At 73.7% G+C, this 18,885-nt stretch carries 18 protein-coding genes; 6 read left to right on the top strand and 12 right to left on the bottom strand.

The window, feature by feature from the left end:
• Positions 1–47: 47 nt before the first annotated feature.
• Positions 48–1,742, top strand: a complete 1,695-nt coding sequence (gene sppA / locus BMX74_RS31110; RefSeq protein ID WP_055505236.1) for a signal peptide peptidase SppA — start codon at positions 48–50, stop codon at positions 1,740–1,742.
• A 34-nt stretch (positions 1,743–1,776) separates the two neighbouring features.
• Here the strand turns inward: sppA and BMX74_RS31105 are convergent, their stop codons facing one another.
• The 5 genes from BMX74_RS31105 to BMX74_RS31085 form a co-directional block, all read right to left on the bottom strand.
• Positions 1,777–2,235: a flavin reductase family protein gene (locus tag BMX74_RS31105; protein ID WP_420538152.1), complete on the bottom strand. Its 459-nt coding sequence runs from the start codon at positions 2,233–2,235 to the stop codon at positions 1,777–1,779.
• 71 nt (positions 2,236–2,306) lie between these two features.
• Complete coding sequence (locus BMX74_RS31100; RefSeq protein ID WP_091104166.1) at positions 2,307–3,236, bottom strand: ABC transporter substrate-binding protein; 930 nt, start codon at positions 3,234–3,236, stop codon at positions 2,307–2,309.
• A complete protein-coding gene (locus BMX74_RS31095) occupies positions 3,233–3,955 on the bottom strand; it encodes an ABC transporter permease (protein WP_082535195.1) in 723 nt (240 codons plus the stop codon). The genes BMX74_RS31100 and BMX74_RS31095 overlap by 4 nt, the downstream gene beginning before the upstream one ends.
• Complete coding sequence (locus BMX74_RS31090) at positions 3,952–4,626, bottom strand: ABC transporter permease (protein ID WP_055505238.1); 675 nt, start codon at positions 4,624–4,626, stop codon at positions 3,952–3,954. Before BMX74_RS31090 ends, BMX74_RS31095 begins: the two co-directional genes overlap by 4 nt.
• Positions 4,619–5,677 carry an ABC transporter ATP-binding protein gene (locus BMX74_RS31085; protein WP_091104164.1) on the bottom strand — a complete coding sequence of 353 codons (1,059 nt, stop codon included), beginning with the start codon at positions 5,675–5,677 and terminating at the stop codon, positions 4,619–4,621. The genes BMX74_RS31090 and BMX74_RS31085 overlap by 8 nt, the downstream gene beginning before the upstream one ends.
• Before the next feature lie 264 nt (positions 5,678–5,941).
• On the opposite strand from BMX74_RS31085, the gene BMX74_RS46370 reads away from it, so the two are divergent.
• Entirely contained in the window at positions 5,942–7,525 is a 1,584-nt protein-coding gene (locus BMX74_RS46370; protein ID WP_055505240.1) for a sigma factor-like helix-turn-helix DNA-binding protein, read from the top strand.
• Positions 7,526–7,529: 4 nt separating this feature from the next.
• Here BMX74_RS46370 and BMX74_RS31075 read toward each other — a convergent pair whose 3' ends face one another.
• The 7 genes from BMX74_RS31075 to BMX74_RS31045 form a co-directional block, all read right to left on the bottom strand.
• Positions 7,530–8,249, bottom strand: a complete 720-nt coding sequence (locus BMX74_RS31075) for a DUF981 family protein (protein WP_236714883.1) — start codon at positions 8,247–8,249, stop codon at positions 7,530–7,532.
• Positions 8,250–8,318: 69 nt separating this feature from the next.
• On the bottom strand, positions 8,319–9,494 hold the full coding sequence (locus BMX74_RS31070) for a lipid-transfer protein (RefSeq protein WP_055505242.1): 1,176 nt from the start codon (positions 9,492–9,494) through the stop codon (positions 8,319–8,321).
• Positions 9,491–9,925, bottom strand: a complete 435-nt coding sequence (locus tag BMX74_RS31065; RefSeq protein WP_091104163.1) for a MaoC/PaaZ C-terminal domain-containing protein — start codon at positions 9,923–9,925, stop codon at positions 9,491–9,493. Before BMX74_RS31065 ends, BMX74_RS31070 begins: the two co-directional genes overlap by 4 nt.
• Complete coding sequence (locus BMX74_RS31060; protein ID WP_091104161.1) at positions 9,922–10,866, bottom strand: bifunctional MaoC family dehydratase N-terminal/OB-fold nucleic acid binding domain-containing protein; 945 nt, start codon at positions 10,864–10,866, stop codon at positions 9,922–9,924. Before BMX74_RS31060 ends, BMX74_RS31065 begins: the two co-directional genes overlap by 4 nt.
• Positions 10,863–12,017: an acyl-CoA dehydrogenase family protein gene (locus tag BMX74_RS31055; RefSeq protein WP_055505244.1), complete on the bottom strand. Its 1,155-nt coding sequence runs from the start codon at positions 12,015–12,017 to the stop codon at positions 10,863–10,865. Before BMX74_RS31055 ends, BMX74_RS31060 begins: the two co-directional genes overlap by 4 nt.
• Positions 12,017–13,120, bottom strand: coding sequence for an acyl-CoA dehydrogenase family protein (locus BMX74_RS31050; protein ID WP_055505245.1), 1,104 nt, complete (start codon positions 13,118–13,120; stop codon positions 12,017–12,019). The genes BMX74_RS31055 and BMX74_RS31050 overlap by 1 nt, the downstream gene beginning before the upstream one ends.
• Positions 13,120–14,781: an AMP-binding protein gene (locus BMX74_RS31045; protein WP_091104160.1), complete on the bottom strand. Its 1,662-nt coding sequence runs from the start codon at positions 14,779–14,781 to the stop codon at positions 13,120–13,122. Before BMX74_RS31045 ends, BMX74_RS31050 begins: the two co-directional genes overlap by 1 nt.
• 188 nt (positions 14,782–14,969) lie before the next feature.
• Between BMX74_RS31045 and BMX74_RS31040 the strand changes: the two genes are divergently transcribed.
• The 4 genes from BMX74_RS31040 to BMX74_RS31025 all read left to right on the top strand — a co-directional run bounded on the left by BMX74_RS31040 (position 14,970) and on the right by BMX74_RS31025 (position 18,863).
• Complete coding sequence (locus BMX74_RS31040) at positions 14,970–15,623, top strand: TetR family transcriptional regulator (protein WP_176573442.1); 654 nt, start codon at positions 14,970–14,972, stop codon at positions 15,621–15,623.
• A gap of 70 nt (positions 15,624–15,693) precedes the next feature.
• Positions 15,694–16,683: a sigma-70 family RNA polymerase sigma factor gene (locus tag BMX74_RS31035; RefSeq protein WP_055505247.1), complete on the top strand. Its 990-nt coding sequence runs from the start codon at positions 15,694–15,696 to the stop codon at positions 16,681–16,683.
• Between the two features lie 42 nt (positions 16,684–16,725).
• Positions 16,726–17,841 carry a steroid 3-ketoacyl-CoA thiolase gene (locus BMX74_RS31030; RefSeq protein ID WP_055505248.1) on the top strand — a complete coding sequence of 372 codons (1,116 nt, stop codon included), beginning with the start codon at positions 16,726–16,728 and terminating at the stop codon, positions 17,839–17,841.
• A complete protein-coding gene (locus BMX74_RS31025; RefSeq protein WP_055505249.1) occupies positions 17,838–18,863 on the top strand; it encodes an MBL fold metallo-hydrolase in 1,026 nt (341 codons plus the stop codon). Before BMX74_RS31030 ends, BMX74_RS31025 begins: the two co-directional genes overlap by 4 nt.
• Positions 18,864–18,885 lie beyond the last annotated feature (22 nt).

The raw sequence follows: 18,885 nt of genomic DNA, 5'->3' as shown, positions 1-18,885 counted from the left end.
GCCAACTTCACCGCATATGTCGAGATCTGTCGCTTAGGGTGGCATCTATGGACGCAGGCAAAGCGATCTTCGAAACCGTTGACAAGCTGCGCCAGCGGCGCACCGCCCCGCTGGTGCTCGAACTCGATCTGACCGAGGGGCTGACCGAGGGCCCGCCCACGGACCCCCTCACCGCCGTGCTGTCCATCCGCAAGCCCCGCCTGTCGGACGTCCTCGGGGGTCTCAGGCGGGCGCGCACCGACTCCAGGGTGAAGGCGCTCGTCGTCAAGATCGGGAGCAACCCGATCGGGCTGGCCATGGTGCAGGAGCTGCGCGAGGCCGTCACCAGGTTCCGCGCCTCCGGCAAGCTGACCGTGGCCTTCGGCGAGACGTTCGGCGAGTTCGCCAGCGGCACCGTCCCGTACTACCTGGCCAGCGCGTTCGAACGGGTCTACCTCCAGCCGAGCGGCGACGTCGGCCTCACCGGCGTGGCGCTGGAGCAGCGCTTCCTCAAGGGCGCGCTGACCAAGCTCGGCGTCGGGGTCGCCATGGGCCAGCGGCACGAGTACAAGACCGCGCCCAACACCTTCACCCACGACCACATGACCGAGCCGCACCGCGAGTCGACCGGCCGCATCCTGGAGTCGGTCGTGGACGAGCTGGTCGCCGGCATCGCCGAGGGCCGCAGGCTCGACCCCGGCAAGGTGCGCGAGCTGATCGACAGGGGGCCTTTCATCGGCGCTGAGGCGCAGGAGGCCGGCCTGGTGGACGGGCTCGCCTACCGCGACGAGGTGTACGACGAGGTCAAGCGGGCCGCGGGCGCCGACGCCCACCTGCAGTACGTCGCCAGGTACGCCAAGGCCGCGAACCTGCGCAGGCTGCCGCAGCCCACGGCGCCCGGCATCGCGCTGGTCCACGGCATCGGCCAGATCAGGACCGGCCGCAGCGGCCGCAGCCCGCTCGGGGGCGGCGGCGCGATGGGCTCGGACACGGTGAGCGCCGCCCTGCGTGCCGCCCGGCGCGACGATCACGTCAAGGCCGTGGTGTTCCGCGTGGACAGCCCCGGCGGCTCGTACGTGGCGTCCGACACGATCTGGCGGGAGGTCGTGCTGACCCGCAAGGTGAAGCCGGTCATCGTGTCGATGGGCGACGTGGCGGCCTCGGGCGGCTACTTCGTCTCGATGGCGGCGGACCGCATCTTCGCCCAGCCCGGCACGCTCACCGGTTCGATCGGCGTGTTCGGCGGCAAGCCGGTCCTCGCCGAGCTGCTGGAGCGCATCGGCGTGACGTCGGAGCTGATGGCCGAGGGCGTCAACGCGGGCATGTTCTCCACCTCGCGCGAGTTCTCGCCCGAGCAGTGGCAGCGGATGAACGCCTGGCTGGACCGCATCTACGACGACTTCGTGGGCAAGGTCGCGCAGGGCCGCGGCCTCGACCGGGACCGGGCGCACGAGCTGGCCAAGGGCCGCGTCTGGACGGGCGCGGACGCCCGCGAACGCGGCCTGGTGGACGAACTGGGCGGGCTGGAGGACGCGCTGGCCGCGGCGCGGAAGCGCGCCGGCCTCGCCGAGGACGCGCCGGTGCGCCACTTCCCGAAGACCCACCCGCTGGAGCGCCTGCGGGGCCCCGAGTCGAGCGAGGACAAGACCGCGGCGCTGGCGCGGGTGCGGCTCGACGCGTGGGGGCCGCTGGCGCGGCTCTCGGCCGAGCTGGGCCTGCCCGCGGCGGGTCCGCTGTCGACGCCCTGGCTCACGATCCGCTGACGCCGGGACCGCCCCTGCCCGCGGCGGGGGCGGGTCAGCCGACGCTGCGGTAGCGGGCGCGCAGCCGCACCAGGGGCTGGAGCGACGACTCGACGTACGGGACGCCGAGGACGCGGGCGACGAACAGGATGTGGTCGCCCGCGGGCACCGCCTGCGCGGTCTCGACCTCCAGCGCGGCCACGCCGCCCTCGACGACCAGGGCCTGCGAGTGCTCGCCCCGGTGGTGGGGCGTGCCCGCGAGCAGCAGGCGGGCGCTGGGGCGTCCCTTCGCGGCGAAGCGGCTGGCCACGGCCGCCTGCCCGGACGACAGCAGGGAGGCCGCCCACCGCTCCTGCCGCTGGAGCACCTCGGTGAGGTAGCCGGCGCCGGCCAGGCTCACCAGCACCAGCGGAGGGTCCATCGACACGGACATGAGCGCGGAGACGGTGGCGCCGACGTCGTCGCGGCCGTCGCGTACGGTGACGACGGCCACGCCGGAGGCGAGCTGGGCCATCGCCTCCCTGAACTCCCCCGTGAACGCGCTCACCGGCGCCACCCGGTGTGCGGGGGCGCCGGTCGGGCGGGTCAGCCGAGGCCGTTCGCGGTCAGCCATTCCTTGGCCACCGTAGCGGGCTCGTCCTTGTTGACCGAGATCTTCTGCATCATGTCCAGCAGCGACTGGGTGGTCAGCTTGGCCGAGACGGCGTTCAGCGTGGTCCTGACCGTGTCGTCCGCCGCGCTCTTGAAGACGAGCGGGGTGACGTTCTGCGCGGCGAAGACGTGCTTCGGGTCCTCCAGCGGCACCAGGCCGTTGGCCGTCATCTTCGGGTCGGTGCTGAAGACGTTGCCGACCTGGATGCTGCCGTCCTTGAGCGCGTCGGCCGTGGCCGGGCCCTTCGGCTCCCACTGCTTGAACTCGATGCCGTACACGTCCTTGAAGCGCTTCTCCCAGCGCTTCTTGAACTCCGGCGGGCCGCCGACGACGAGGTCCTTCGAGACCTTGGCGAGGTCCTCCATGGAGGTCAGCGACAGCTTCTGCTGCGTCGCCTTGGTGACCGAGAGGGTGTCCTTGTCCTCGGCGGGGGACGAGTCGAGCACCTCCAGCTCGGGCGGCAGCTTCTCCTTCAGCGCCGCGTCGACCTCGTCGGTGGTGCTCGCCGTGTTCTGCAGGTCGACGAAGCCGAGCAGGTTGCCGTTGTACTCGGGCACGACGGTCAGGCCGCCGCTCTTGACCTGGTCGTAGACGACCTCGCGGGTGCCGATGCGGGGCTTCTCCTCGACCTGCACGCCCTTGGCCTCCAGGGCCTGGGCGTAGATCGAGGCGAGCAGGACGCTCTCGTCGAAGTCGAAGGACCCGATGACGGCCTTTCCTGCCCCTGAGGCGGTGGCCGAGCCGCTGGGGGCGGCGCTGCCGGAGGTGAGGGGGTTGGCGCCGGTGCCGCCCCCGCCGCCGCAGGCGGCCAGCGCGAGCATCGCGGACACCAGTACGGCCGCGCCGCCGAACATGCGTCTCATCGTGAGTTTTCCTTCCTAGCGGGAGGCTGTCGAACTTTCAGTCGCCGGCTCACGCCGGGAGACACGGTCACCCTCTGGACGAGCGTGAACGCCGCCTGCACCACGAGAGCGAAAGCCACAATCAGTACAGAACCCCCGACAACGCTGGAGTAATCCTTGGTCGCGAAGCCGTCGATCACGTAGCGGCCGAGCCCGCCCAGCCCCGTGTACGCCGCCACCGTCGTGGTGGCCACGACCTGGATGGCCGAGAGCCTGAGCCCGAGCAGGATCAGCGGCAGCGCCACCGGCACCAGCACCTGGCCGAGCACCTGCCCGCCGCGCAGGCCCATCCCGTACGCCGCGTCGCGCAGCTCGGGCTCGACGCCCCTGATGCCCTCGTAGGTGTTGACCAGGATGGGCGGCACGGCCAGCAGCACCAGCGGGATGATCACCGGCCAGATCGAGGACGTGCCGAGCAGCAGCACGAACAGCACCAGCACGCCGAGCGTGGGCAGGGCCCTGGCCAGGTTCGCCGCGACGACCACGACGAGCTGGCCCCTGCCGGTGTGCCCGATGGCGAGCCCGACGGGCACCGCGACGAGCACGGCCAGCGCGAGCGCCAGCGCCGAGAACTCCAGGTGCTCGGTCAGCCGGGCCGGGATGCCGCCGGGCCCCGACCAGTTCGCCGGGTCGCCGAAGAACTCCCCCAGCCAGCCGAGGAACGACGTCAGCCAGCTCACGCGGGCCTCCTCGCCCGCACCCACGGCGTGAGCAGCCGCTGCGCGAGGACCAGGACGCCGTCCGCCACCAGGGCCAGCGCCACGACGAGCACGATCCCGACGATCACGGGCGGGGTGAACGGGTTCTGGTAGGCCCGGGTGAACAGCCCGCCCAGGCCGCCCTGCCCGATGAGGGCGCCGACGCTGACCAGGCTGATGCTCGACACGGCGACCACCCGCAGCCCCGACAGCACGACGGGGACGGCGATCGGCAGCTCCACGGTCAGCAGCCGCCGCGCGGGGGTGAAGCCCATCGCCACGGCGGCCTGGCGGACGTGGTCGGGCACCGAGGCCAGGCCGTCCACGACGGCCGGGATCAGCACCGCCATGCCGTAGAAGGTCAGCGGGATGATGACGGTGGTCTGCGACAGGCCGGTGACCGAGATCAGCAGCATGAACACCGGCAGCGACGGCAGCGCGTAGATCACGTTCATCAGGCCGGACGTCGGCTGGTACAGCCGGCGCCACCGGGCACAGGCCAGGCCCAGCGGCAGCGCGGCCAGCAGCGAGAACAGCACGGGCGTCAGCGACATGACCAGGTGGTCGAGCAAGAGGTTCCTGATGCTGTCGGCCCGGCCGGTGTCCCAGTTGCGCGCGATCCACTCCCAGAGGGTGGGGGGTCCGCTACCCATCGGCGGCCTCCGCCAGCGCCCGGTCGAGCGCGTCCCTGGTGGCGACGCCCACCACCTTGCCGTCGCCGTCCACGGCCACGGCGCAGCCCGACGGCGACAGCAGCGCGGCGTCGAGGGCCGAGCGCAGGGAGTCGCGGCCGAGGACGAACGTCCCGTACCGCTCCAGGCGTTCAGGCTCGTCGCGGGGGACCCAGCCGGCGGGCCGGCCCTCGGGGGTCAGCGCCAGGTGCCACGGCTCGCCGTCGGGGCCGCTCGCGCCCGGCGCCACGGCCAGGTCCGTCCGCAGCTCCAGTCCGGAGGTGGGGACGAACTGGAGGCGGCGGATGCCCCTGTCGTGCCCGAGGAACTCCCTGACGAAGTCGTCGGCGGGCCGCGACAGCAGCGTCTTGGGGTCGGCGAGCTGGGCCAGCGTGCCGCCCACCCGCAGCACCGCCACCCGGTCGCCGAGCTTGATCGCCTCGTCGATGTCGTGGGTGACGAAGACGATGGTCTTGTTGAGCTCCGCCTGCAGGCGGAGCAGCTCGTCCTGGAGGCTGGTGCGCACGATCGGGTCGACGGCGCTGAACGGCTCGTCCATCAGCAGCACCGGCGGGTCGGCGGCCAGCGCCCTGGCCACGCCCACGCGCTGCTGCTGGCCGCCGGAGAGCTGGAACGGGTAGCGGCCGGCGAGCGACGGGTCGAGCCCGACGCGTTCGAGCAGCTCCATCGCCCGGTCCCTGGCCTTCCTGCGGTCCCAGCCGAGCAGGTAGGGGACGGTGGCGACGTTGTCGACGATCTTGCGGTGGGGGAACAGCCCGGCCTGCTGGATGACGTACCCGATGCCGCGCCGCAGGGTCGGCGGGTCGATGCCCTCGACGGGCACGCCGTCGAGGAGGATCCGGCCCTCACTGGCGTCGATCATGCGGTTGATCATCCGGAGTGACGTCGTCTTCCCGCAGCCCGAGGGGCCGACCAGCACGGTGATCTCGCCGGTGGGCGCCTCCAGGCTGAGGCGGTCCACGGCGACGGTGCCGTCCGGATAGCGTTTGGTGACTTCGTCGAATGTGATCACGCGCGACCTTCCGCTCGTGGGCGAGGCCGCGGCCCCCGATGCCACGACCGCCGCATGATCTCCTGATCGCCCAGACTACGGCGGATGTTTCGGATATGTCCCCCCGCCCCGTCCTTAAGCGCTTCACTGAGCTGGGCGATTTCCGCGAAAATCCGGAGCAGAGGGTGCGCTGAAGCGGGCGGACTTGGCATGATTACCTCCACAATCTTCCGACGCCGTCCCTCACCGTCAGCGTCCGCACGTCCACCCAGAGGAACCGGCCCCGTGTCCCACCCGCTGACCGGTCAGCGCCCGCGCGGCGAGCTCGTCGCGCGGCTCTACGACCGTCACGCCGCCGGGCTGTTCGCGTACTGCGCGGACCAGCTCGGCGATCTCGGCTCCGCCGCCGACGTCCTGGTGTCCGTCCTCACCGGCGTCCCCGACACCGAACCGCCCCGCGCCGCGCTCTACGCCTTCGCCCGCCGCCAGATCCGCCTGCGCGACGTCGTCTACGCGCCGCCCGTCGTCGATCCGCTCGTCGATCCCGCGTCCGCGCTGGTCGAGCGGAGCCTGCGGGAGCTGCGGCCGCACCAGCGCGAGGTGCTCGTGCTGTGCGCCGTGTGCGGGCTGAGCGGAGCCGAGCTGGCCGTCGCGCTCGACGTCGCCCCCGACACCGCCGAGGAGCTGCTGGCCGCCGCCGCCCAGCGGTTCAGGCAGGCGCTGGGCGGCGCGCTCGCCTCCACCGGCATCCGAGTGCCGAAACCGGTCGCCGACGTGTACGGCGCCATCGGCGTGGCGCCGCTGCGCGACGTGCTCGGCCGCCTGCCGTGGCCCCTGCCGCCCGCCGCGCTGCGCGTCCAGTTCGCCGGGTCGCGCCCGGCCGAGCCCGCGCCCCTGTTCGTCAGGCCACGCTGGCCCGTGCCGCCCGCCTGGCCGCTGCCGCTGGCCCGGACCGACCCGGCCACCAGCACCGGCGTCTTCCCCGCCGACCTGCTCACGCCGCGCCCGCCCGGGCACGTCGCCGACCACGAGGCCACCACCGCGCCCATGCCGAGGCTGCGCGACCCGCTCGCCGACCTCGACCGGGCCCGCCCCCTGCCGGACGGCGACCCCGGCAGCTTCCGCCCCCTGCCGGACGGCGGCCTGGGCGCCTTCCGCCCCCTGCCGGACGACGGCCCGGGCACCTTCCGCCCCCTCAGCCCGGAGCCCTTCCGCCCGTTCACCAGCGGAGGCCCCGTCCAGGCGCCCGCGCCCGACACCCCGCAACCACCGGAGCCCGGCGACCTCCAGCCGCCCGCGTCCGGCGGGTTCCAGGCGTTCAGGCCGGCAGGCAGGTCCGACAGCGGGCCCGCCACCGGTGACGTCCTTCCCCCTGCGCGGCCCTTCCTCCTGTCGGCGCCCGTCCCCGCGGACGTGCTCGACGACGAGCCGATCACGCTGGAACTGCCCGCCATCCGCGACGTCCCGGGCTCCGCGGAGACGGCGTCCCGCCACCCGGCGCCGCTGTTCACGCCCAGGCCCGCCACGCCGCCACGCCAGGACGAGCCGGTCTACCGGCTGCCGCTCCCGGCCGAGGCGCGGGAGGCCGTCCAGGGGGCCGCGGTGACCGGGACGCCGGAAGGCGCGACCCCGGACACCGCCAAGACCCCGGACACCGCCGAGCCCGCGGAAACCACCGAGGCCGCGGCACCATCGAGAAAGCCGTCCGCGAAGCCGTCCGGGAAGCCGTCCGCTAGGGCGCGCAAGCGGGCGGCGGCCAGGCGGCGGGAGCGGCACCACGACTGGGCCTGGGAGCTCATCGGGTTCCTCATCTGCGTGGCCATCGCGATGATCGTGTTCTTCTCGGTGCCGATGATGGTCCACCCCTGAGCCCCTACATGGTGTTGATGATCAGTCCGATGTGGGTGAAGTAGTTCAGCGCGCCGAACAGCGTGAACGCCACGCCCGCGACGCCCCAGCAGACGCCCGTCACGACGGCGAGGGGGCCGCTCCCCGCCGCCTTGACGCGGGCGCGCAGCACGAAAGGGAGCAGCACCGCCCCCACGCCGACGAGCACGTACAGGCCCGAGATGAAGGACGCCTCCAGCAGCGGCCAGCGGGCGAACGCGCCGCTGATGGGCTCCTGGGGCGGCGCGGCGAACAGCGCGTACGTCCACCCGGCCGCCGCGATGCCGAAGCAGGCCAGCCCCATGGCGAGGACGAACACCGAGATCGGCGCCATCGTCCTCGCCACGAACCTGCCCCGGTCGGGCGTGACCGTGGTGATGCCCCACCGCTTCCACAGGTAGAGGGCGGCGGCCAGCAGCAGCGTGCCGAACGCGAGCGACGGCTCGCCGAAGACGATGTTGTCGAAGGGGAAGCCCTGGCCGGCGAGCGGCCAGGTGAGCGTCATGTGCAGCCCGGTGGCGGCGAGCAGGGCGCCGAGCGCGCCGAACGCGAGCGCCCAGCCGTCCACGTGCTCCAGGGGGTCGCCGCGCAGCACGCGGCGGCCGAAGGCGACCACCAGCAGGAGCCCCACGCCGGCCGCGACCGACATGATCGTGTTGTAGGTGGGCATCCGGGTCCAGTCGATCTTCAACTCCGGCTGGGCCAAGATCCCCCAATATCCACCCATAGTGGGGTGATTACCCTGGGTCGTCGAGCGCGAACATGGCGCGCACACTCACCCCGCCGACAGGACCAGCCCGCTCGTCGGCACCCCCGTGCCCGCCGTCACCAGCACGTTCGCCACTCCCCCCACCTGGTTCGCCGACGTCCCCCTGATCTGGCGCACCGCCTCCGCGATGCCGTTCATCCCGTGGATGTACGCCTCCCCGAGCTGCCCCCCGTGCGGATTGACCGGCAGCCTGCCGCCCAGCTCGATGCCGCCGTCCCTGACGAGGTCCGGCGCCTCCCCGCGCCCGCAGAACCCGAGCTCCTCCAGCTGCACCAGGACGAAGGGCGTGAAGTGGTCGTACAGGATGGCCGTCTGGACGTCGCCGGGCGACAGGCCCGACGCCTCCCACAGCCGCCTGCCCACCACCCCCATCTCCGGCAGCCCCGTCAGGTCGTCGCGGTAGTAGCTCGTCATCATCATCTGGCCCGCCGCCGACCCCTGCGCCGCCGCCGTGATCAGCGCCGGGGACCTGCGCAGGTCCCGCGCCCGCTCGGCCGACGTCACCACCAGCGCCACCGCGCCGTCGCTCTCCTGGCAGCAGTCGAGCAGGCGCAGCGGCTCCGCGATCCAGCGCGACGCCTGGTGCTCCTCCAGCGTGATGGGCCGCCCGTGGAACCACGCCGCCGGGTTCGTCGCGGCGTGCCTGCGCATGGCCACCGCCACCCGGCCGAAGTCCTCCGACGACGCCCCGTGGACGTGCAGGTAGCGGCGGGCGAACATGGCCACCCAGGCGGCGGGCGTCGCCAGCCCGTACGGGACGTGCCAGCTCATCTCCAGCCCCTGCGACGTCGGCTGGCCGCCCAGCCCCGCGTCCGGCCTGCCGAACCTGCGCCCCGACCGCTCGTTGAACGCCCGGTAGCACACCACCGTCCGCGCCATGCCGGTCGCCACCGCCATCGCCGCGTGCGCCACCGTCCCGCAGGCCGCCCCGCCCCCGTACTCGACGCGGGAGAAGAAGCTCAGGTCGCCCGCGCCGATCTCCCTGGCGACGGCGATCTCCTGGTTGGCGTCCTGCGTGAACGTGACCAGGCCGTCCACGTCGGCGGGCGACAGGCCGGCGTCGTCGAGCGCGGCCAGCACCGCCTCGGCGGCGAGCCGCAGCTCCGACCGGCCCGACTCCTTGCTGAACTCGGTGGCGCCGATCCCGGCGATCGCCGCCCGCCCCGACAGCCCGCCGCTCACCGCCCCTCCTCCCCTCGCCGGGGGAGGGACAGCGTGACCGTGCCCGTCGCGTGGTCGCCCAGGCTCACCCGGCCGCGTACCTCCACGGTGATCTCGCCCGCGTCCCGGGCGGCGACGGCGCCGGCGAAGGTCAGCCGATCCCCCGCGTACGCGGGGACGCCCAGCCTGACGTCGATGCCCCTGATCACCGCCCCCGGCCCGGCCCAGTCCGTGACGTACCGCTCCACCAGGCCCATGGTCGTCAGGATGTTGAGGAAGACGTCCTTCGAGCCCTGGGCGCGGGCCAGCGCGGGATCGTGGTGCACCGGGGTGAAGTCCATCGTGGCCAGCGCCGTGGAGATCACCACGGTGGGGGTGAGGTCGATCGACAGGGCGGGCAGCTCGGCCCCCACCTCGGCCTCGTCGCGGGCGGGCTCGCCGGCGGTCGTCATCGTCGCTCCTTCGGCTTCCACAGGGGCAGGGTCAGCTCGTCGTCCATCCGGCGGAAGGTCACCCGCACCGGCATGCCCACCGTCACGTCGCCCGGCGGGCAGTCCACGACGCCGCCGACGATCCTGACGCCCTCCGGCAGCTCCACGAGGGCCACCGCGAACGGCGGGCGGAGACCCGGCACCGGCGGGTGATGGTGGACGACGTAGCTGTGGACGACGCCCTCGCCCGACGCCACCGCGTACGAGCGGTTGCCCGAGCGGCAGCGCGGGCACATGGGGCCGGGCGGGTGGCGCAGTTCGCCGCAGTCGCCGCAGCTCTGGACGCGCAGCTCGCCGCGCCGCACGCCCTCCCAGAAGAACGCGGTGTCGGGGCTGACCGCCGGCCGCAACGGGTACGGCTCCACGGTCTGGGGCTGCTCCTGGTTCCTCGGGGGGCGGAACTTGAGCACGCGGAACATCATCTCGGCCACCGCCTCGCCGGTCTCGGCGTACCAGGTGACGTCCCAGGTGGCGAAGTACCCCTCGCCGAGCGCCGTGCGCTTGGGGCCCGCGAGCGACGTGAACCTCGTGGCGGGCGTCAGCCGCTCCCCGACCCTGGCGTAGCGGTGGTAGGTCTGGCGGCAGTTCGTCGCCACCACGCCCGTGTACCCGCCGGCGTCGAGGGCGGCGAGCACGTCGTCCACCGGCGAGGGGTCACCGGCCCGCCTTCGCACGCCCGGCATCGTCCAGACCTGCGCCATCGCGGGCGGCGCGAGGCCCTCGTCCAGGTAGACGGGGTTCTCGTCGCCCATCGCGTCGAGCCAGTGCCTGATCATGGGTGCGTTGACCGGGTCGGCCGCGGGCGTCCCCCGGATCTCCCCCAGCGCCGCCTGCTTGGCGGCCAGCTCGCGCAGCTCCCGCTCGCCGGGCAGCCCGCCCTCCCGGGGCTCCCCGGCGGTCATCGGGGCGGCCTCGGCAGGCCGAGCCCGAGCATGGCGATCAGCTCGCGCTGCACCTCGTTGACGCCGCCGCCGAACGTCAGCACCACCGCGCCCTTCACGGCGTGGTCCATGCGCTCCATCAGCTCGGCCGTCTCCGGGTCGGACGGGTCGCCGTACCTGGACAGGACCGAGCAGACCAGCCGCCCGGTCTCCTGCATCCGCTCCGAGCCGTAGATCTTGGTCGCGGACGCGTCGGGGGCGCCCAGCCAGCCGAGGTCCATGTTCGCGGCGACCTGCCAGTTGAGCAGCTCGTTCGTACGGAACGCGGCCCGCACCGCCCCCAGCGCCCTGCGGACGTCCGGATGCCCCGCCAGCCCCGCGCGCCGCGCCCAGGCGAGGAAGCGGTCGTAGGTCTGGCCGAGGTTCCCGGCCGGGCCGAGCGTGACGCGCTCGTGGTTGAGCTGGTTGACGATGAGGTCCCAGCCCTTGTCCACCTCCCCCACCACCATGTCCGCCGGCACCCTGACGTCGCTGTAGTAGGTGGCGTTGGTGTGGTGCCTGCCGTCCATCGTGACGATCGGCGTCCAGGAGAACCCGGGATCAGCGGTGGAGACGATCATCATGGTGATGCCCTTGTGCCGTTTCGCCTCCGGGTTCGTCCGGGCGGCCAGCCAGATGTACTGCGCGTGGTGCGCGCCGCTGGTGAAGATCTTCTGGCCGTTCACCACGTAGTGGTCGCCGTCCAGCACGGCCGTGGTGCGCAGCGCCGCGAGGTCCGTGCCCGCCTCCGGCTCGCTGTAGCCGATCGCGAAGTGGCACTCCCCGGCCAGGATGCGCGGGAGGAAGAAGTCCTTCTGCTCCTGCGTGCCGTACTGCATGAGGGTGGGGCCGACGGTCTGCACGGTGATGATCGGGTACGGCACCCCGGCCCGCGCGATCTCGTTGGCGAAGATCTGCTGCTCCAGCGGGCCGTGGCCGCCTCCGCCGTACTCCTCGGGCCAGCCGAGCCCGAGCTTGCCGTCGCGGCCGAGCCGCCTGCAGTGCTCCATGTACGCCTCGCCGAACGGATCGTCGGCGATCTTCCTGCGGTCCTCGTCGGTGAGGCAGGCGCGGAAGTACTCGCGCAGCTCGTCCCGGAGCCTGCGCTGGGCCGGGGTCAGGTCGATCAGCATCAGACGAGCGCTCCGATCAGGTCGAGCTGGGCGTCGGCGCCGCCGAGCAGGTGAGACAGGTGCTTGGCCTGGGCGAAGTGGCGGTGCAGCGGGTACGTCACGTCGAGCCCGAGGCCGCCGTGCAGGTGCTGGCAGGTGTGGACGGCCTCCCACGCCCGGCAGGCGTGGTACGCGGCCAGCGCGAGGTCCTCCTCGGCCGGCAGCCCCTCGCCCAGCCGCCAGGCCGCCGACCACAGGGCGACGTCGAGCGCCCGCCCGGCGATGTAGACGTCGGCGATCTGCATGGTCACGGCCTGGAACTCGGCCAGGGCGCGGCCGAACTGCCTGCGCGTCCTGACGTGGTCGGTGGTGAGCTTGAGCGCGCCGGCGAGGACGCCCGCGGCCTGGGCGGCGACGGCCGCCGTGTAGACCTGCCGGGCGGCGGTGACCGCCTCGGGGCCCGCGACGCGTTCGGCGGGGAAGGCGTCCAGCGTCAGCGTGGCGAGGGGTTCCCCGGTGGAGGCGTGCTCACGCGCCATGGGCGGCTCCCGCACCAGGAACAGCCCCGCGTCGGCGCTGACCAGCGCGGCCACGCCACGCGGCGGGGACGCGGACGCCTCACCACCGGGAAGGGGCACGGACGTCACGCGACCGGCCTCCCGTCCGCCACCGGGAAGGGGCACGGACGTCACGCGACCGGCGTCCCGCCCGCCGCCGGGAAGGGGCACGGACGTCTTGCGGCCGGTCAGGAGCCAGCCGTCGCCCGACGGCGTCGCGGTCGTCAGGGGCGGGTCGGCGAGGTCGCGGCCGGGCTCGCGCAGCGCGAGCGTGACCGGCCCGTCCACGGCGGCCTGCTCCGGCGTGCCGTGCCTGGCCAGCACCAGCGTGCCCGCGAGCACCGGCAGCGCGGGCACCGCCGCGGCCCGCGCCCCGACCTCCCGCAGCACGACGGCCAGCTCCACTGGCCCCAGCCCCGCGCCGCCCGCCTCCTCCGGTACGCACACGCCGAGCAGCCCCGCCCGGCGCAGCGCGTCCTCGGCGTCGTCGCCCCCCGCCGTCCTGTCCAGGATCTCGGCGGCGAGTTTCCGCAGGTCCTGCTGGGTCTCGTCCAGGTTGAAGTCCATCAGTCCTCCAGGAGGTGTCGCCTGCCGTGCCGCTCGAAGCCGTCCTCGATGGCCATGACGTCCGTGGCGGTCAGGGGGCGCAGCCCGGCGGGCGTGCGCCACCACACCGGGTCGGAGGTGCGCCACGCCTCCCTGGCGAGGACCCTCTTCACGACCTTGTGGGACGGCGTCGTGGGCAGCCGCCCGGCCACGCGGACGTAGCGCGGCAGCGCCTTGGGGCCCAGGTCGCCGCGCGAGGCGAGGAAGGCGGCGTACGCGCCGGGGTCGAAGGGGCGGTCGAGCACGAGCGCCGCCATGACCTGGTCTCCGGCCGCCTCGTCCGGCACCGGGTACACCGCCGCCTCGACGACGCCGGGGAACTCGCGCAGCGCGGCCTCGATCGGGGCGACGGCCAGGTTCTCGCCGTCCACGCGCAGCCGCTCGGTGCCGCGCCCGGCGAAGTAGACGTGGCCGCCGGCGTCGGCGTACGCCAGGTCGCCCGACCAGAACGCGCCGTCCCTGACCCGTTCGGCCTCCGCCTCGGGGTCGTTGTAGTAGCCGTCGAACAGGCCGAGCCCGGCGGTGTTCACCAGCTCGCCGACCGCCTCGTCGGGGTTGAGCAGGCGGCCGTGCTCGATCCTGGCGGGCGGGCAGCGGCGCCCGGTGGCCGGGTCGAGGATCAGGACGCCCGGGGGGAGCCTGCCGAGCGACCCGGGCGGGCCCGAAGGGTCGGGGTCGAGCGAGACGGCCGTCTCGGTGGAGCCGAAGGCGTCGATCACCCGGCAGCCGAAGCGCTCCCCGAACCTCCTGGTCGCCACCGCGCCGCCCTCGTTGCCGAAGGCGACACGCAGCGGGTTGTCGGCGTCGTCGGGGCGCTCAGGCGTGGCCAGCACGTACGACAGGGCCTTGCCGACGTAGTGGAGGTACGTGCAGCCGTGCTCCCTGACGTCGGGCAGCAGCCGGGAGGCCGAGAACCTCCTGCGCAGCACCAGCGTCGCGCCCGACGCGACGGCCGGGGCGTACGCGGCCATGAGGGCGCCCGAGTGGAACAGGGGCATCGCGCAGTAGACGGCGTCGGCGGGGGTGAGCAGGCGTCCGAGCGTCAGGCCGGGGACCGCGAGCTTGCGCTGCGTCACGCGCACGGCCCTGGGCCGCCCGGACGTACCGGACGTGAAGATCAGCATCACCAGCCCACCAGGCTCAGCCGTCGCCGGCGGCTCCAGGGGCGGGGCCGTCGCCTGGGCCGCGAGTTCCGCCAGCGGCAGCGAGCGGACGCCCAGCGCCTCGGCCACGGCGCGGGCCCGCCCCTCGTACGGCCCGTCCCCCAGCAGGAGCGCGACGTCCGTGGCGGCGGCGTCTCTGATCAGCTCGTCCGGCGCCCTGGTGGGGTTGAGCGCGACGACGACGTGCCCGGTCAGAGCGGCGGCCCCGATGAGAACCAGCAGCTCGGGAACGTTCTCGGCGAGCACCCCGACGTGCAGCGCGCCGCCGGGCGCGGACGGCGGGCCCGCCGGCGCCGGGCGGAGGTCTGGTTCCTCGGCGAGGGCGTCCAGGGCCGCGGCCGTCGAGCGGCAGGCGGCGACGTGTTCGCGCCACGACCGGGTCCCGCCCTCGAAGCGCAGGCCCGGACGGTCGTCCTCGGCCCGCGCGAGGAGCAGGGCGGCCAGCGTCTCCGCCGTCATCCCACCTCCACCAAGCGCTCGCTCAACAGAATGGCAAAGTAGAACAGATTCTAAGTTCTGTCCATAGGAATCCCCCGTCGAACGCGGGGGATAAATCCCGGTAACGCCTTGGACATGCGCCAATGAGGCAGGCTTTGTGACTCGCGAGTAACAAGTCGCGCCGCGACGAAATCAGATAACGTGTTCTCATGCGCACCCCGCACGCGGCCACCGCCGTGCCCTCCAGCGACACGGAGGCGCCCATGGAGAGCCACCCCCCGGCTGGCGGGAGCAGCGTCCGCACACGCAGCCAGCACCAGCGCCGCAAGCGCATCGTCCAGGCCGCCGCCGCCCTCGCCTCGCGCGGCGGCGTCGAGGCCATGCAGATGCGCACGGTCGCCGAGCGCGCGGGCGTCGCGCTCGGAACGCTCTACCGCTACTTCCCGTCCAAGATGGACCTCGTCGTGGCCGTGGTCGGCGAGGAGATCGATCTCCTGGAGAGCAGCATCGAGCGCAGGCCGCCCGGCGCGGCCACGCCCTCGGGGCGCGCGGTCGACGTCCTCATGCGCGCCACGCGCGGGCTCATGCGCGAGCCCGAGCTGGCCGACGCGCTCATCAGGTCGCTGATCCTGGCCGAGGTCGAGACCCCGTTCGGCGACCGCATGACGGGCCTGCTGCTGCGGGTCGCCGCCGACGGGCTCGCCTTCGACGAGGCCACCGAGGAGCAGCTCGCGCTCGCGGGCTCGCTGTCCAGCGTGTGGGTGCAGGAGCTGCTGGAGATGCTGCGGGGGCGGCGCACGTACGAGCAGGTGCAGCGGCGCATCGAGATCGCCTCCGACCGCCTGCTGCGCGACATCCGCTGACACCGCCTCCTCACCCGCGCCGGGGTGCGGGTGGGGTGGTTTTGTCGGTGGGGGTCGGTATACAGGTGGGATGAGCGAGAAGCCGACGAGCGAGGAGTTCCTGCGGCTCGCCGACCCCATGCGGCGCGAGTTGCTCGCCCACTGCTACCGCATGCTCGGCTCGGTCCACGACGCCGAAGACCTCGTGCAGGAGACGTACCTGCGGGCCTGGCGCGGCTACGACGGCTTCGAGGGCCGCTCGTCGCTGCGCACCTGGCTCTACCGCATCGCCACCACGGCGTGCCTGACCGCGCTCGACGGCCGGGCCAGACGGCCGCTGCCGAGCGGGCTGGGCGCGCCCGGCCACGAGGGCGCCGCGCCGCTGTCCCGCGACGACGAGGTGCCGTGGCTGGAGCCGGTCCCCGACCACCTGGCGGGGGTCGCCGGGGGCGATCCCGCGACCGTCGTCACCACCCGCGAGAGCGTCAGGCTGGCACTGGTCGCCGCGCTGCAGCACCTGCCGCCGCGGCAGCGGGCCGTGCTGATCCTGCGCGACGTGCTGCGGTGGCGGGCCGCCGAGGTGGCCGAGGCGCTGGGCACCTCCACCACGGCGGTCAACAGCGTGCTGCAGCGGGCCCGCGCCCAGCTGGCGGCGGTGGAGCCGAGCCTCGACGACCCGGTCGCGCCGCTGTCGCCCGGCCAGCGCGAGCTGCTCGACCGCTACGCCGACGCGTTCGAGCGCTACGACGTCGACGAGATCGTGCGGCTGTTCACCGACGACGCGGTGTGGGAGATGCCGCCGTTCACCGGCTGGTACCAGGGTCCGGCGAACATCGTGCGGCTCATCTCCACCCACTGCCCGGCGGGTGCGCCCGGCGATCTGCGGCTGGTCCCGGTCTCGGCGAACGGGCAGCCGGCGTTCGCCATGTACCTCCGCGACGGGGCGGTGCACCGCCGGTTCTCGCTGCTGGTGCTGAGGCTGGCGGGCGAGCGGGTGCGGCATGTGGTGATGTTCCTCGACCTGCGGCTGTTCGACCTGTTCGAGCTGCCGGAGCTGCTGGAGGCTTCCGCCGTAAAGTAGAACCGGTTACAGTCGCCCCCAGAGCATCCTTCTGGAGGCGACGTGGGCACACCGGTGATCGTCGAGGCCGTCCGCACCCCCATCGGCAAGCGGGCCGGCCACCTGTCCGGCCTGAAGCCGCAGCAGGTCCTCGCCACGGCGCTGAACGGGCTGGTCGAGCGGTCGGGCGTCGATCCGGGCGCGATCGGGCAGGTGTTCGCCGGGTGCGTCACGCAGGCGGGCGAGCAGGGCGGTCATGTCGGGCGGCACGCCTGGCTGTACGCGGGGCTGCCGTACCGCACGGGGGTCACCACCATCGACGCGCAGTGCGGCTCCTCCCAGCAGGCGGTGCACCTGGCGGCGGCGATGATCAGGGCGGGCGTGATCGACGTGGGCGTCGGCTGCGGCGTCGAGATGATGAGCCGCGCGCCGCTCGGCAGCAACGTGCTGCCCGCCGACCCCAGGCCCGACGACTGGGCCATCGACCTGCCCGACCAGTTCACCGCCGCCGAGCGCATCGCGGCGCGGCGCGGGCTCACCAGGGAGCGGCTCGACTGGTTCGGCGCGCGGTCGCAGCGGCTCGCGGCGCGGGCGTGGGCCGAGGGCCGGTTCGACAGGGAGATCGTCCCGGTCGGCGAGGTACGCACCGACCAGGGGCTGCGCGAGACCACGGCCGAAGGGCTCGCCGCGCTCAAACCGGTGGTCGAGGGCGGCCTGCACACGGCGGGCACGTCGTCGCAGATCTCCGACGGCGCCGCGGCCGTGCTCGTGGCGGGCGAGGAGACGGCCCGCGCGCTCGGCCTGCGCCCCCGCGCGCGGATCCTCGCGCAGGCGCTCGTCGGCTCCGAACCGTACTACCACCTGGACGGGCCGGTGGACGCGACGGCGAAGGTCCTCGCGGCGGCCGGCATGACGATCGGCGACATCGACCTGTTCGAGGTGAACGAGGCATTCGCGTCGGTCGTGCTGTCGTGGGCGAGCGTCCACGGGCCCGACATGGACCGGGTGAACGTCAACGGCGGCGCCATCGCGCTCGGCCACCCGGTGGGCGCGACGGGCGCACGGCTCCTCACGACGGCCCTGCACGAGCTCGAACGCTCCGGCGGGACGACCGCCCTCGTGACGATGTGCGCGGGCGGGGCGCTCGCCACGGCGACGATCCTGGAACGCGTCGCGTGACGGCGAGGACCGGGCGGGCGCCGTACGCGCAGCAGCGGCCGCGCGACGCCGGCGGCGGGGTGTGGAGCGTCCCCGTGCCGATCCCCGGCAACCCGCTCGGCTACACCCTCGTGTACGCGATCGAGTCGCCGGGCGGGCCGGTGCTGGTGGACGCCGGGTGGAACCATCCCGACGCCTGGGAGGCGCTCGGCGGCGGCCTGTCGGCGCTGGGGTTCGACGTGGCGGCGGTGCGCGGCGTGGTGGTCACGCACTTCCACCCCGACCACGCGGGGCTCGCCGGGCGGGTCAGGGAGGAGTCGGGCGCCTGGATCGCCATGCACGAGGCCGACGCGGCGCTGGTCAGGCTGATGCGGGAGCTGGGCGGCGGGCAGGCGGACCTGCAGGCCGAGATGCTGCGCAGGGCCGGGGCGGGCCCGGACGACGTGGCGCGGGCGACCGGCGAGCGTCCGGCGCCGCCCGCCGCGCCCGACCGCGAACTGCGCGACGGCGACCTGGTGGACCTCCCGGGGCGCGTGCTGCGCGCCGTGCACACCCCCGGCCACACCCCCGGGCACATCTGCCTGCACCTGGAGGACGCCGGCCGGCTGTTCACGGGTGATCACGTCCTGCCCGGCATCACCCCGCACATCGGCATCTACCCGTACGACAGGGACGACGTCGATCCGCTGGGCGACTTCCTCGGCTCCCTCGACCGGGTCGGCGAGCTGGGCCCCCTCGACGCGCTGCCCGCACACGAGTGGATGTTCCCGAATGCGGCGGCGCGCGCGGCCGAGATCCGCCACCATCACGAGGAGAAGCTCGCGCGGCTGCGCATCCTCCTGGCCGAGCGGGCGCAACCGCTCACCATCTGGGAGGTCGCCGCGATGATGACCTGGAACCGCCCCTGGGCCGACCTGTCGGCCGTGCCGCGCGGCATGGCCGCCGGGGAGGCCGCCGCGCACCTGCGCACGCTGGAGGTCCGCGGCCACGTCAGGCGCGTCTCCGGTGCCGGGCCCGTCCGTTTCCAGGCTCTAGACTCCTAGACATCCGATGTCCAGGGAGAAG

Source organism: Nonomuraea pusilla (assembly GCF_900109355.1).
Classification (GTDB): domain Bacteria; phylum Actinomycetota; class Actinomycetes; order Streptosporangiales; family Streptosporangiaceae; genus Nonomuraea; species Nonomuraea pusilla.
This window is presented reverse-complemented; position numbering and strand designations above follow the sequence as displayed.

Coding starts and splice junctions, on each gene's coding strand:
- sppA (WP_055505236.1), top strand. CDS start 48: ATGGACGCAGGCAAAGCGATCTTCGAAACCGTTGACAAGCTGCGCCAG.
- BMX74_RS31105 (WP_420538152.1), bottom strand. CDS start 2,235: ATGGCCCAGCTCGCCTCCGGCGTGGCCGTCGTCACCGTACGCGACGGC.
- BMX74_RS31100 (WP_091104166.1), bottom strand. CDS start 3,236: ATGAGACGCATGTTCGGCGGCGCGGCCGTACTGGTGTCCGCGATGCTC.
- BMX74_RS31090 (WP_055505238.1), bottom strand. CDS start 4,626: ATGGGTAGCGGACCCCCCACCCTCTGGGAGTGGATCGCGCGCAACTGG.
- BMX74_RS31065 (WP_091104163.1), bottom strand. CDS start 9,925: ATGACGACCGCCGGCGAGCCCGCCCGCGACGAGGCCGAGGTGGGGGCC.
- BMX74_RS31060 (WP_091104161.1), bottom strand. CDS start 10,866: ATGACCGCCGGGGAGCCCCGGGAGGGCGGGCTGCCCGGCGAGCGGGAG.
- BMX74_RS31055 (WP_055505244.1), bottom strand. CDS start 12,017: ATGCTGATCGACCTGACCCCGGCCCAGCGCAGGCTCCGGGACGAGCTG.
- BMX74_RS31050 (WP_055505245.1), bottom strand. CDS start 13,120: ATGGACTTCAACCTGGACGAGACCCAGCAGGACCTGCGGAAACTCGCC.
- BMX74_RS31045 (WP_091104160.1), bottom strand. CDS start 14,781: ATGACGGCGGAGACGCTGGCCGCCCTGCTCCTCGCGCGGGCCGAGGAC.
- BMX74_RS31040 (WP_176573442.1), top strand. CDS start 14,970: ATGCGCACCCCGCACGCGGCCACCGCCGTGCCCTCCAGCGACACGGAG.
- BMX74_RS31035 (WP_055505247.1), top strand. CDS start 15,694: ATGAGCGAGAAGCCGACGAGCGAGGAGTTCCTGCGGCTCGCCGACCCC.